This is a genomic window from Bacillus kwashiorkori (assembly GCF_001375515.1).
In the GTDB taxonomy this organism is placed as follows: domain Bacteria; phylum Bacillota; class Bacilli; order Bacillales; family Caldibacillaceae; genus Bacillus_BK; species Bacillus_BK kwashiorkori.
The window spans coordinates 527,151-540,343 of record NZ_CTDX01000016.1 but is presented as its reverse complement, the minus strand read 5'-3'; the positions used below and the strand labels follow the sequence as shown (position 1 = coordinate 540,343).

Genomic DNA, 13,193 nt, shown 5'->3' with positions numbered 1-13,193 from the left:
ATTCCTTTATCTCGCTCTTGGCTCCCTCCAGTCCCCCCGTTTCTGTACAGTCGCCTTCGCTTTTCTTTTATGCGTAGGAATGTAGGCCTGCGATGATTAGGTTGACGAAAATTAAGTTGAACATTATAATACCAAATCCGATAACTGCTAACCATGCAGATTTTTCTCCGTGCCACCCTCTTGATAAGCGTAAATGTAAAAATGCGGCGTAGAACAGCCATGTAATGAGAGCCCACACTTCCTTCGGGTCCCAAGCCCAAAATCTGGACCAAGATATTTGTGCCCATATCATCGCAAAAATAAGACCACCTAATGTAAAAATTGGAAAGCCGAATAATACGGAACGATAACTGATTTCATCTACTAGTTCAGAGTTTACCCGCTTTAAGCTAGGTTGAATTAATGCGGCCACACGTTTTCTCGCGATTAGCCGAACTAACAAATAAAGAATAGTACCAGCAATAAATGACCAAAGTACCGAATTCAATCTTTGTGCATGGATAATTGCAGGCATCTCTACTAATGGCTCCATCGTATTTCCGGATACATATTCCCACTCATTCGGACCTACGATAGGTGGTAAATGATATACTTGCTTAGACACTTCCCCTTCTTTCGTTTGCCATTCAAATTCAGTCTCATAGTTTGCTAGATTAAAGGTAACAGTAATCAAGATAAAACCAATTGTCGTAATAACTGTAAACATAACTGCTTCCAGCCAAAAAGTTTTTTTATCTTTCTTAGATTGATCAATATTTTTAATTAAGTATATTAAGCCCGCAATAAAACTTATCGCTAAAACACCTTGTCCTGCTGCGGTTGTCATTACGTGTATATATAACCATTCGCTATTAAGAGCTGGAATTAGCGGGGTAATATCTTTCGGAAATAAACTTCCATATGCAATAATTACTAGCACAATAGGCAATGTAAATACACCTAATACATGAGAACGATAAATAAAATAAATAATAATATATGCTCCGACAAACATTATGCTAAAAAATGTGATAAATTCGAACATGTTGCTGACAGGAGCATGTCCACCTGCAATCCAGCGTAAAATGAAATAGCTTGCTTGGGAGATAAAACCTAGTATGGTAAAACTAATTCCAAGAAAACTACTAATATTCTTTTTCTTAAACTGATTATTTTGTTCTAGTCCTTTCTTTTGTTTAATTGCTCCCCCAAGAAAGAAAATAGCAATTAAATATAATATGAAAGCTGCAAATAATAATTGACCGCTTATTTGTGTTAATGTTGTACCCATTTATATTCACCCCTTATTCAGCTCATTATCTTCCTTTTTCGTTTGATCAATTGGTATTGGTAAGCTCGTATTTACTAATATTTTTTCCATTTCCTTTTGCAAACTAAACCAATTTTTATTCGTATGACAAGCAATATAAATTTCACTGCCCTTTCGCTTCACCCATACTCTACGATGATGCCAATAGGATCCTTGAATGACACCAATCATAAAAATAATCCCACCTAATGCAATAATCCATAACGTTAAGTCTTTTCTCACCGTCAGTCCGCTATAATTAACCATCTCGGCTGACTTGAATGCCATTTTATATTTATTCTCTCCATTAGGTTCAATCGTTTGCTGGATAGCCGCAAAACTAACCTCTCCCTCTGGACGATCTGGTGTAATCATTTTAAATACAAATGCAGGGTTATTTGGGTTTGGCGACTTCGTGGAAGGTTCCCCATTGTCATTGAAAATAAAATCAGGGAAATAACTAAGTAATTCTACTGTATATCCATTTTCTAATGGATAAATTTCATCTGGATTTTGTAGATTGATGGAAATATCGCCAAATTCTTTATTCGTACTTTTATCAATTAATGTGAAATTCATTGTTTGAATTTCATTTAATTTATAACTTGATTGGTAAAGCGCATAGTTGTCAAATTTAAGAGGTTTATTGACTTGAATCTCAAAGTCTTTCATTTTACTTAACTTCGCTTCTTCACCTGGTAATGTCGTGTCTGCTTCATATAGGGTGACATTGGTTTGAAAGTTTTTTATGATATTTCCTTTTTTTTCAATCGCTTCTTGGAATACTTCTTCTACATTATCTTTATCATAAACTTCTAAAATAAATTGATGATTTTCCAGATAATATTGTTTATCCGTTCCAGGAATTGCCAATGTTTCGCCTTCTTTAATCCATAGTCTTTCGTTTATGTACATTCCTGGAACAGAACGCAACATCGCACCGATAAGAAAAATAATAAGGCCGACATGGTTTACATACGGACCCCACCTAGAAAAGCGACCCTTTTCCGCCAATATATTCCCATTATCTTCTTTAACTTTATAACCTTTTTTCGTTAATCTTTCCTTTAGTATGTTCAACTGATCCATAACCTCAGGAACAGATTGTTTGGCGAAAAACCGCTGTCTCATTAAAAAACTTTCGTGTCTCGATACTCGTTGATTTTTCAAAGCTTTATATAAAGGAACTACTCTATCTAAACTACAAATAACTAATGATACACCGATGGAAGCAACTAATAACAAATACCACCATGAACGATATAAATCATGAAAGCCTAAAAAATAATAAATAGAACCAAACAGTCCATACCGATCTTCATAGTAGTCTTTTGCAGAAATAGTTAATCCTAGTGTTGATACTTGTGGAAAAATAGTTCCTATCGCGGATACACATAATGTAATGACAATTAATATAACCCCAACTTTAACAGAAGAAAAAAACATCCAAATTTTATCAATTATCGTTTGCTTATAAACTTGCGATCGTCTAGCAGTACCCTCATAGCGCATGTCTACTAGTTTTTTCTGCTTTTCTTCTTCTGGTATAACTCGGCCACATGCTTCACAAATTACCGTGCCAATAGGATTCACATGGCCACACTCGCATTTTACCGTTTTCATAAAAAGTCTCCCCATTTCACTAAAACAATTGTTTAGCGCTTACTTTTTCTTGAAGATTACTAGTTTTTCGGTTTTATAAGTTCCATATATTGCTGGATCGTCTGTTCGTCAAGTTCCCCTGTATGGTACTTGACAATCTTTCCTTCTGGGTCAATTAAAAATGTTGCAGGCAAAGGAAGCACACCGTATGCATGCTGTACTTCCCCGTCTTCGTCAACAATAATCGGAAAACTTAAATCATATTGTTTAGCGAACCGTTCAATTGCCAGTTTTGTTTCCCCAACATTAACAGCTAGTATTTCAACCCCTTCTTCGCGGTAAACTTTATATTGATTGTCCATATACGGCATTTCTTTTTTACAAGGCTCACAAAATGTACCCCAGAAGTTTAAAAATACCCCTTTGCCTTCATAATCAGACAATTGAAAACTATTTCCGGTTAAGTCTTTTAATACAAAATCTGGTGCTACTTTACCGACTGCAGCTACTGCCTTTTCTTTATCGTTTGAAATATTTACATACAATGTATAAATAATTGCGGACGACAACAGAACTAATATAATGGTTCGAAATATCAATCTTTGCTTTTTATTTTTCACCCTTATCCCCTCCCGCACGATGTTTCGATTATTATATCATTTTCCACTATTTACACATTATTTATATTGTGTCTTTTATGTGAACGCGCTTGAGTTAACTTAGTTTCTACCTTTTTCTGCTATAATACGTAATTGTTTGACTTCATGCGGGGTTAAAGGACGATATTCCCCTGCATTTAAACCGTGTAATGTTAAAAATGAATAGCGTTCCCTTTTGAGTTTTAAAACAGGAAAACCAATTTTCTCAAACATCCGCCGAACTTGACGATTTCTCCCTTCATGGATCGTAATTTCAATTATCGCGGTTTTTTTCCGTTTGTCCGCTGATAAAAATTTCACCCGGCTTGGTGCTGTCATACCATCATCTAATTTCACGCCATCTTGTAATTGTTTTAAAGCTAATCTCGAAGGAATACCTTCCACTTTAGCTATATATGTTTTATCCACTTCATATTTTGGATGCATTAACATTTGTGCGAAGTCTCCGTCATTCGTCAACAATAATAACCCTGAAGTATCGTAATCTAATCTGCCAATCGGAAATATTCGCTCATCTATGTTATTGAAAAAATCAGTAACGGTTTTTCTACCTTTCTCATCTTTAACAGAAGAAATTACTCCTCTTGGTTTATAAAATAGGAAATAGACTGGTGTTTCTTTTTCGATTTTTACTCCATTGACTTCAATATCGTCTGTTGCGTTAACTTTCGTGCCTAACTGTGTAACAACTTGACCATTTACTTTTACTTTACCTTCAGTTATTAACTGTTCTGCCTTTCTTCTTGATGCTAAACCAGATTGTGCAATAATTTTTTGTAATCTTTCCAAGTCGGAAGACACTCCTTTACTAAAATTCTCAGCTGATTCTTCCTGCCAAAATTATGACATAGTTTTTCAAAGAAAACAAAGGAAAAACTTTTTTAATATAAGTTTATCCAGTAAATAAAAAAAGAACAGGATAACCTGTTCCGATATTTATAGGCTGCCAAATATAATAGTAACGATTAGGATACTAGCAGTTATGCCAACTAAATCAGCTAGGAGGCCTACTTTTAATGCATCCCCCATTTTTTTAATTCCTACCGCACCAAAATATACTGTCAATATATAAAAGGTTGTATCAGTACTCCCTTGTATAACGGAAGCGAGTCTCCCTAAAAATGAATCAGGTCCGTACGTTGCTATAATATCACTAACCATCCCGAGTGCTGCATTACCCGATATTGGTCTAATCGCAGCTAGTGGAGCAATTTCCGGAGGCACACCGATAAATTCTAGCAAAGGTCGCAGTAAGTCAATAATAAATTGCAATGCTCCTGAGGCACGAAAGATGGAAATGGCGACCAACATCCCAACTAAAAACGGAATAATGGAAATAGCTATTTTAATTCCTTCTTTTCCACCTTCAACAAAAGTCTCATATGTTGGCACCTTTTTCCATGTTCCATATAATAAAATAAAGCCAATAATAATAGGTATTAACCATAGTGAAACGGCTGAGACAAATTCCATTTACTTCACTCCGTTTCGTTTTCTACGATAATAAAAGTAACGGTCAATTAATATCGCTCCAATCGTGGAACACATTGTAGCTATTATAGTAGGTACTACTATTTCAGCAGGCGATTGTGACTCATATTTCATCCGAATAGCTAGCACAGTTGTTGGGATAATGGTTAGACTTGAAGTATTAATGACTAGAAATGTAATCATCGATCGACTCGCCCACTCAGCATCATTATTTAATTTTTTTAGCTGTTCCATTGCTTTTATTCCGAGTGGTGTTGCTGCATTTCCTAACCCAAAAAAGTTCGCCATCATATTTGACAGAATATATCCCATAGCTGGGTGTTCTGGCGGCACTTCAGGAAATAGTCTCCGCACGATTGGTTTAAACAGTCGTGCTAAGGCATCTAACAATCCTGATGTTTGTGCAATTTTCATTAAGCCGAGCCAAAATACTAATATACTAATAAACCCAATACAAAGTGTAACCGCTTCTTGTGAACTTTGAAAAATCGCCTTATTTACTTCCTCCATCGTGCCATTAAACATCGCAAAAATTATCCCGAATACTGCCATCCCTACCCATATGTAATTAATCATTGTTTTTTACCCCTATAATTAAATTGAAAAGGTACTTTGTCCATTGTAGAAACGTCTTTTCATTTTTTTCTTCATAATAGTAATAGATTGGTTTCGTATGGACCTTTCTGTTTTCAAAGTATACTTCGGCTCTCCCAATGATTTTCGGCACTTTTTCGGGGTGTTTTTTCCATTCTTTCTTTGGCTTCATTAAGCGATAATTTACTTCAATTTTTGCCATTTCTTTCTCGGTCAAAGGAAAGTGATACGGTGTTTCTAAGTAGGCACGGTTCTTATATGGTGAATGCTTAATTCCCTTAATTGGCCCTTCTTGCAAAACTTCGGTAAGTTCGTAATGATTAAATACATAGTCAAACAAACTTATATGTTCATTCCAATCTCCAGAGGAAGGAGAATTAAGTGTAACGGCTATTAAATCCATTCCATTTTTTGAAGCTGTTGTAACTAACGTTCGCTTTGCACGTTTCGTATAACCGGTCTTTCCACCTGTCGTATATTTATACATTCCTGTAACTAAACGATGCTTGTTTGTCCATTTTCGTTGCCATTTACTATCAGGGTTCGGTGCATGATGCACTTTTGTACGAGAGATTTCTTGAAACTTTTCGTTATTCATCGCATATTTCGTTAACAACGCCATATCATAGGCACTCGAATAATGGTTCTCGTGGTCGTCCAGTCCATGAGGGTTTGCAAAATTTGTATTTTTCATCCCTATTTGTTTTGCTTTTTCATTCATTAAATAGACAAAACCTTCGATACTACCTCCGACATGTTCTGCAATTGCGACTGCCGCATCATTGCCGGAACGAAGCATCAATCCATAAACTAAATCTTCTAACGAAATTTTTTCACCGATTTTTAAAAAAACAGAAGATCCTTCTGTATAGACTGCCCGTTCGCTAACCGTAACTAATTCAGACAATTTATTACTTTCAATAGCAATGATAGCCGTCATTATTTTTGTAATGCTAGCTATCCGCCTTTTTTCATGGGCATTTCTTTCGTAGAATACTCGTCCAGTTTTTTGATCCATTAATATCGCACTATACGATTGGATGGCGAAAGCATTCGTTCTATTCGGTAACAAAGAAACAGCTATCGCAATGATTGAAATGATAATAATTAGACGTCGAATTTTAAAACCCATAATGATGTTATCTTCCCTTTCTTCGGACTGTTTTGTACAAGTTTATGCGATGAAAGGGCAGATATGATAAAAATTACTACTTTGTCTATAACTTGTTTAGAAAGAATTAATTAAAGGTGGGATGTTTGCTACGATTAGACGAGGGGAATTAAAGGCAGTAATAGACGCATAAATAAAAAAAACATGACTAAAAGGAGCATGTTTAATTGAAGTCGTTTATCATTTCAGTAAAACAAGCAACGACCTCAAAAACATCCCCAAAACTATACTATGAAATTCACAAGAGCTGCCATCTATCACACCAATCAACGTATATCAAAAATTAAACTGCCCTCTTATAAGAACATCGCTAATTTTTATGGAGTTGTTGACATGTTTCATAAATTTGTTCTTTATTACAGTTCGTAAAGAGTTCGGAAAATTCTGCTTCATTATTAATAAACAGTCGTTTCCGATTTTTGTATTCAGGTATTTGGAGTGCAACTAATGCCACAATATCATAAAGGAAAATAGGCTGATCACCTACAGAAAAAAGTGGATTTGTTTCAAATGGTGTAAATTGTAAGATATTTTCTTCAAAAAATCGGAGGTACGTAACACTTAATGTTTTCTTTTGAAAATCTTCTATATACTCTACAATACTCTCATTGAAATAATCTTGAAAAGAAGTTTTTGTTTCTTTTTCCATTTCATACCCATAATATTTGACAATTTTCATCGCCATCCCCCCTCGAATTCAACCTATTAATTTAAAACTATGATGAGTCATCGTTATTTATACTGATCAAAGAACAAATCGGCTTCATCTTGAACAAACTCTTCCGATTCATTTCCTGGAAGCGGTGGCAACTCCTTAATATCCTTTAATCCAAAATAGTCCAAAAATTCATTGGTTGTTCCATATAAGATCGCTCTACCAGTCTTTTCAGCTCGACCAACTTCTTGTATTAACCCTTTTGCAATTAATGTTTGGATGGGACGGTCCGTTTTAACTCCACGAATCTCTTCAATCTCTACGCGAGTAATTGGCTGTTTATAAGCGATAATGGTTAATGTTTCTAGCGCAGCTTGTGATAAAGCTTGCGGTTTCGGTGTTTCTACGAGACGCTTTAAATAGATCGCATGTTCTTTCTTCGTTACTAATTGATAGGTACCGGCGAGTTCAGCAATTTGAATTCCCCGATTGGAGTCTTTCTCATATTCATCTTTTAGCCTTTGGATGATTTCCAGCGCTTCTAATTCGGTTACATCCATTACGCGAATAATTTGCCTCAACGTTAGTCCCTCGTCACCAGCCGCAAATAATAAACTCTCTAATATTCCTAACCAATTCACAATTTCCACAATCCTCTCTACTCCTTTATACTTCTAACCCAAATCTCATCAAAGTTAGTTTGTTGCTGTATAAATATTTCATTTCGTTTTAGTAACTCGAGCATCGCTAAAAACGTCGTAACGATATGTTCTTTATCTGGATATGGAAATAGATCGAAGAAATTCGTCCATGAATTTTTCTCACGTAACAACGATGTAATTTCATTCATCCGGATTTCAATGGATATTTCTTGTCGAGTCACTTTCGTTTGCAATGGCTTTTTGAGACGATTTCTGCGTAATAATTTATGGTAAGCACCTAACATATCATAAATAGTTATTTGAAGAGCCGATTTTTCACTAACTTCACTTGCATACTCTGATAAGTCAATCGGAGGTTTCGTAAACATTAATTCGCGCTCCTGTTCATGAGCTTTCAATTCATCAGCAGCTTCCTTATATTTACGATATTCTATTAATTTAGCGATTAATTCTTCTCGTGGGTCTTCCTCATATTCAAATACATCTTCGTCTACGGCTTCTTCGTATTGTGGTAGGAGCATTTGACTTTTTATCGCAAGTAGTGTAGCAGCCATTACTAAATATTCACTTGCAACATCTAATTTTAACTCTTGCATCGTATGGACGTACAGCAAATATTGTTCCGTAATTTCCACCATTGGAATATCGTAAATATCCACTTCCATTTGTTTAATTAAGTGTAATAATAAATCTAATGGACCTTCAAATCCTGCTATTTTTATATTTACTTGCATTTTACCACCGCTTCGCCATTTAAAATTGTATATTAAAATTATACTAATTTATTGTTTGTTTTTTAAGAGATTTCCAACCATCTAACAACTATTATCGTAATTTATGTCGATGGATAATCGTATCATCTATCTGTTTTTTTGAATGCCACTCTATTTTCATTTTCTGGCACACTTTTCTGCACTCTAATATTAAGTGCTCGTTTTCTATCGGTAAGTCTACTTGTTCGTATTGGATTTCATTTTTAATTTTGTCGTATGTTGTTTCAATTAGTTGCAAAAATAAATCACTAGCAAACCCTAATTGCTGGAGCTGGTGCTTTTCCTGCGTTAAATAATGGTTAGCCTTTTTTGCTAACTTCATTGCACCAATAAAATTACCTCGCCGATAATGATAAAAACATACAGCTACTTGAATTAAACCGACCCACACTTGATTGGAGCGACCTGTTTTTTTCCAATAATCTTCTAATATTTCATGACATTCAAAGTAATCCCGTCTGCAATGAAATTGAACTAAATAGTCAACTAGTGGTTTCGGAAACATAAACCTTCCCCTTTATTATTCTTTTCATTCCCTATTATAGTTTATATGTTTTTAACAAGCAGTAATGGGAAATTGTTATCAATAAAATGATGATAAAAAATGGTTAGACGATATCTGTCCGCCTAACCGTTTATTTATTATATTCCATTTTCTAATTCTGTTTCATCCTTACATCTTTGAAAAAAACCATCTGTATGTTCATTGGCAATAAAGGTTGAATCTGGAAACATCTCTTTTATAGCTTTTACCATGCTTTTTCCTATTCCTAATGATCGATGAGATGGGTTAACAGATATATGCTGGATTTCGATTAAACCTTCAGACCTTTTAACAATGCCAATTAAACCAATAATATCATCTTCCTCTTTCCACAAGAACAATTGATGATTTTCTTCGGTTTCATACGTTTTTATTGTTTGTTGCAATTTTTTTATGTCTTTCTCTGTAGGCATAAACGAAAGAAGTCCCATTGCAATTTTTTCAAAAGTTTTTTTATAACGAATGAACATAATAACCCCTCATTGTAAAAAGACAGTTTTTTTTATTTTTTCCTAAATTTAGATGAGTTATTCATTTTCATGTTAATTGCCAGCAATAAACATCCAATAATATATACCCCAAATAATGGCAAAGAGCAATAGTAATAAAAATAGTAAAATATTATTTTTCCGCATGAAATAAACTCCCCAACCATTTTGTTCTAAATAAAAGGGATGAAAAATAACGCAACGATTTTATACCGATGATGCCTATTATTCTACTATATAAAATAAAAAACATCAATGAGAGAGTTGATAAAACTTATTATTCAAAAAACTTTCACGGGTAAGGATATTCGCTATTATTATGCTTGTTTAATTTATATTGTACGTAAAGGTACATCCAACTTAATTAGATCATCATACGTTTCCCGCTTCACTACTATTTGGACATTGCCGTTTTCTACAAAAATTACAGCAGGGCGTCTCAAGCGGTTATAATTGCTTGCCATGGAATAACCGTAAGCACCTGTGCTAAAGACAGCAAGAATATCATCGGATTCCACACGTGGCAAGGCAATATCCCAAATTAACATATCCCCGGATTCACAAGCTTTACCTGCTATAGAGACGAGTTCCTCTTTTTCGTGGAGAGCTTTATTAGCCAAAATAGCATCATACTTTGCATCATACAGGGCTGGTCGGATATTATCACTCATACTACCGTCTACTGCAACATACTCGCGAATATTCGGAACAATTTTTCGTGATCCAGCCTTATATAGTGTTGTCCCAGCGTCACCGACAAGTGACCGACCTGGTTCAATCCACACTTCGGGCACTGTTAATTGATATTTTTCAGATTCTTTTTTCACGGTATGGAATATTTCTGATAAATAATGTTCTGGTTCGAGTGGTTTATCTGCTTCTGTATAGCGAATGCCAAAACCACCCCCAACATTGACGATTTTTGGCTCATAATGATAATTAGCTTTCCATAATTTGATATGTTCATATATTTTTTCAATTGCTAGCGTAAAACCAGTCGTTTCAAAAATTTGTGAACCGATATGACAATGAACACCTAACACATTAAATTTTTCAAAAGCAAGCGCCTTTTCTAAAGCTTGTTCAGCTTGTCCAGTTTGCAAGTCAAAGCCAAATTTTGAGTCTTCTTGCCCCGTTAAAATATATTCATGTGTGTGTGCTTCAATCCCCGGCGTTACACGAAGCAAAATATTAATCATTTTTCCTTGTTCTTCACAAATTTGTTCTAATAAATATAATTCGTGAAAATTATCCACAACAAATATTCCGATATTATATGCTAAAGCCATTTCAATTTCTTCTATGCTTTTATTATTTCCATGAAAATGAATGCGCTCTGAGGGGAAGCCTGCGTGTATTGCTGTATATAGTTCTCCTCCTGATACAACATCTAAAGATAATCCTTCTTCCTGCATTAATTGGTAAATGGCTATAGAGGAGAATGCTTTACTAGCGTAGGCAACTTCTCCTTGCATGTTGAATTTTTTATATGTTTGTTTAAATTTCCTTGCCCGTTCACGGATTAATTGCACATCATAAACAATTAAGGGAGTTCCATATTGTTTAGCTAACGCCACAGTATCACAGCCACCGATTTCTAGATGGCCTTTATCATTAATTGTTTTTGTTCCATTAAAAAACACATAAAACACTCCCTATTCATATTTTTATAAAAAATACCATATCAATAAATAAAAGGCAAATAATTTTTTATTCGAGGGAGAAAAAATAGGACTTTCTACAAAGCATTAAAATTTATTTGCTTTGGAAAGTCCTCAGACAATCATTTATTGGCTGGTTGTTTATAACGGTTTTGCGGTTGGACGATACTCGGTCTTATTTTTGAGCCAGGCACAGAGCTGCGAATTAATATTTCCCAACAAGCTTTCGGATGAAAAGGTAAAAATGGCCATAAGTATGGTGTATTTAATGAACGAATCTGTGCTAAATATATGAGATAAACAGTAGTTCCAATAATTAATCCAGGTACTTTAAAAATTGCAACAGCTATCATTAAAAAAATGCGCGCAATCTTATTGGCAACACTTAATTCATAACTCGGTGTAACAAATGTACCAATAGCTGCCAAACTAGCATAAAGAATTACTTCAGAAACGAATAACCCTACATCAACAGCAATTTGTCCAATTAATACTGCTGCAATTAATCCCATGGCAGTCGCTAATGGTGTCGGTGTATGTATTGCTGCAATTCGCAAAAACTCAATACCAATATCGGCTAAAATTAATTGTAAAACAATCGGTAGTTTGGAATCTTTATTCGGCCCAATAAAATCAATTGCCTCAGGTAAAAGTTGTGGCTCGATTGCGAATAACAACCAAAGGGGTAATAAAAATATCGAAATAAATATTCCTAAAAACCGTGTCCATCTTATTAATGTTCCAACAGCAGGTGATTCACGATACTCTTCCGCATGCTGCACGTGGTGAAAATATGTAGTAGGTGTAATAATAATACTAGGAGAAGTGTCTACATAGATCAGTACATGTCCTTCTAAAATATGGGTGGCTGCTACATCGGCACGCTCCGTATAACGCACTAATGGATAAGGATTATAGCCTTGTTTAACTAAAAATTCTTCAATGGACTTATCGGCCATCGTTAACCCATCAATATCGATAGCCTTTATTTCATTGCGCACAATTTCAACTAACTCTGGATTAGCTACGTCTCGTAAATAACCGATAGCTACATCTGTTTTTGATCGTTCACCTACTTTGATAATTTCAAAACGTAGTCTTTCATCGCGTATCCTTCTTCTCGTTAAAGCTGTATTTACAATAATGTTTTCAACAAAACCGTCCCTGGAACCGCGAATAACTTTTTCCGTATCTGGTTCTTCTGGTTGTCTTCCTGGGTAACTGCGTGTATCGACTATAAAAACTTCTTTTTCTCCCTCGATAAAAATAGCTATTAACCCCGAAAGAACTTGATCGACTACTTCATCCAATGTACTAACTTTTTCTACTGATTGATTTAGAATGCGGTTTTCAAAAACTTTTTCAATTTGTGATGTTACCCTTTCCCGATCATTTAAGTGAACCATTTCTTCTAATATTTTTATAATAAATTGTGTGTCACATAAACCGTTCGTATAGTATAAGTGCACTTCTTTTTTTAATATTTTAAATTTACGAAGCCCTATATCAAAGCTCGTATTTAAGCCAATTCGCTCTTCCATATACTTTTCTACATCCGCTAATTTCACAGGTACCGGTTTCATTTCTTTTGGCTTTTTTGGCAAC

The 13,193-nt window shown here is 34.9% G+C and carries 14 protein-coding genes; all 14 read right to left on the bottom strand.

Translation table 11 applies throughout. The features are described from left to right. Positions 1-67: 67 nt before the first annotated feature. Positions 68-1,270 carry a c-type cytochrome biogenesis protein CcsB gene (gene ccsB / locus BN1242_RS11840; RefSeq protein ID WP_062356214.1) on the bottom strand — a complete coding sequence of 401 codons (1,203 nt, stop codon included), beginning with the start codon at positions 1,268-1,270 and terminating at the stop codon, positions 68-70. A 6-nt stretch (positions 1,271-1,276) separates the two neighbouring features. Continuing rightward, a complete protein-coding gene (resB, locus tag BN1242_RS11835) occupies positions 1,277-2,911 on the bottom strand; it encodes a cytochrome c biogenesis protein ResB (protein WP_062356209.1) in 1,635 nt (544 codons plus the stop codon). Between the two features lie 59 nt (positions 2,912-2,970). Next, complete coding sequence (gene resA / locus BN1242_RS11830; RefSeq protein WP_062356206.1) at positions 2,971-3,510, bottom strand: thiol-disulfide oxidoreductase ResA; 540 nt, start codon at positions 3,508-3,510, stop codon at positions 2,971-2,973. Positions 3,511-3,609: 99 nt separating this feature from the next. After that, positions 3,610-4,338 carry a pseudouridine synthase gene (locus tag BN1242_RS11825; protein WP_062356202.1) on the bottom strand — a complete coding sequence of 243 codons (729 nt, stop codon included), beginning with the start codon at positions 4,336-4,338 and terminating at the stop codon, positions 3,610-3,612. Positions 4,339-4,485: 147 nt separating this feature from the next. Further along, on the bottom strand, positions 4,486-5,022 hold the full coding sequence (locus BN1242_RS11820) for a spore maturation protein (RefSeq protein WP_062356198.1): 537 nt from the start codon (positions 5,020-5,022) through the stop codon (positions 4,486-4,488). Continuing rightward, complete coding sequence (locus BN1242_RS11815; protein WP_062356194.1) at positions 5,023-5,616, bottom strand: nucleoside recognition domain-containing protein; 594 nt, start codon at positions 5,614-5,616, stop codon at positions 5,023-5,025. Next, a complete protein-coding gene (locus tag BN1242_RS11810) occupies positions 5,609-6,766 on the bottom strand; it encodes a D-alanyl-D-alanine carboxypeptidase family protein (RefSeq protein ID WP_062356190.1) in 1,158 nt (385 codons plus the stop codon). Before BN1242_RS11810 ends, BN1242_RS11815 begins: the two co-directional genes overlap by 8 nt. A 349-nt stretch (positions 6,767-7,115) precedes the next feature. Further along, positions 7,116-7,484, bottom strand: coding sequence for a hypothetical protein (locus tag BN1242_RS11805; protein ID WP_071435525.1), 369 nt, complete (start codon positions 7,482-7,484; stop codon positions 7,116-7,118). 53 nt (positions 7,485-7,537) lie between these two features. Beyond that, a complete protein-coding gene (scpB, locus tag BN1242_RS11800; protein ID WP_062356185.1) occupies positions 7,538-8,110 on the bottom strand; it encodes an SMC-Scp complex subunit ScpB in 573 nt (190 codons plus the stop codon). Positions 8,111-8,118: 8 nt separating this feature from the next. Then, complete coding sequence (locus tag BN1242_RS11795) at positions 8,119-8,856, bottom strand: segregation/condensation protein A (RefSeq protein WP_062356182.1); 738 nt, start codon at positions 8,854-8,856, stop codon at positions 8,119-8,121. Positions 8,857-8,947: 91 nt separating this feature from the next. Further along, positions 8,948-9,400: a DUF309 domain-containing protein gene (locus BN1242_RS11790; protein ID WP_071435524.1), complete on the bottom strand. Its 453-nt coding sequence runs from the start codon at positions 9,398-9,400 to the stop codon at positions 8,948-8,950. 137 nt (positions 9,401-9,537) lie between these two features. After that, positions 9,538-9,909, bottom strand: coding sequence for a GNAT family N-acetyltransferase (locus BN1242_RS11785; RefSeq protein ID WP_062356179.1), 372 nt, complete (start codon positions 9,907-9,909; stop codon positions 9,538-9,540). Positions 9,910-10,259: 350 nt separating this feature from the next. Then, positions 10,260-11,570, bottom strand: coding sequence for a diaminopimelate decarboxylase (gene lysA, locus BN1242_RS11780; RefSeq protein ID WP_062356176.1), 1,311 nt, complete (start codon positions 11,568-11,570; stop codon positions 10,260-10,262). A 140-nt stretch (positions 11,571-11,710) separates the two neighbouring features. Beyond that, positions 11,711-13,171: a spore germination protein gene (locus BN1242_RS11775; RefSeq protein WP_062357051.1), complete on the bottom strand. Its 1,461-nt coding sequence runs from the start codon at positions 13,169-13,171 to the stop codon at positions 11,711-11,713. Positions 13,172-13,193 lie beyond the last annotated feature (22 nt).

Coding starts and splice junctions, on each gene's coding strand:
- ccsB (WP_062356214.1), bottom strand. CDS start 1,270: ATGGGTACAACATTAACACAAATAAGCGGTCAATTATTATTTGCAGCT.
- resB (WP_062356209.1), bottom strand. CDS start 2,911: ATGAAAACGGTAAAATGCGAGTGTGGCCATGTGAATCCTATTGGCACG.
- BN1242_RS11820 (WP_062356198.1), bottom strand. CDS start 5,022: ATGGAATTTGTCTCAGCCGTTTCACTATGGTTAATACCTATTATTATT.
- BN1242_RS11815 (WP_062356194.1), bottom strand. CDS start 5,616: ATGATTAATTACATATGGGTAGGGATGGCAGTATTCGGGATAATTTTT.
- BN1242_RS11810 (WP_062356190.1), bottom strand. CDS start 6,766: ATGGGTTTTAAAATTCGACGTCTAATTATTATCATTTCAATCATTGCG.
- BN1242_RS11805 (WP_071435525.1), bottom strand. CDS start 7,484: ATGAAAATTGTCAAATATTATGGGTATGAAATGGAAAAAGAAACAAAA.
- BN1242_RS11795 (WP_062356182.1), bottom strand. CDS start 8,856: ATGCAAGTAAATATAAAAATAGCAGGATTTGAAGGTCCATTAGATTTA.
- BN1242_RS11790 (WP_071435524.1), bottom strand. CDS start 9,400: ATGTTTCCGAAACCACTAGTTGACTATTTAGTTCAATTTCATTGCAGA.
- BN1242_RS11785 (WP_062356179.1), bottom strand. CDS start 9,909: ATGTTCATTCGTTATAAAAAAACTTTTGAAAAAATTGCAATGGGACTT.
- BN1242_RS11775 (WP_062357051.1), bottom strand. CDS start 13,171: ATGAAACCGGTACCTGTGAAATTAGCGGATGTAGAAAAGTATATGGAA.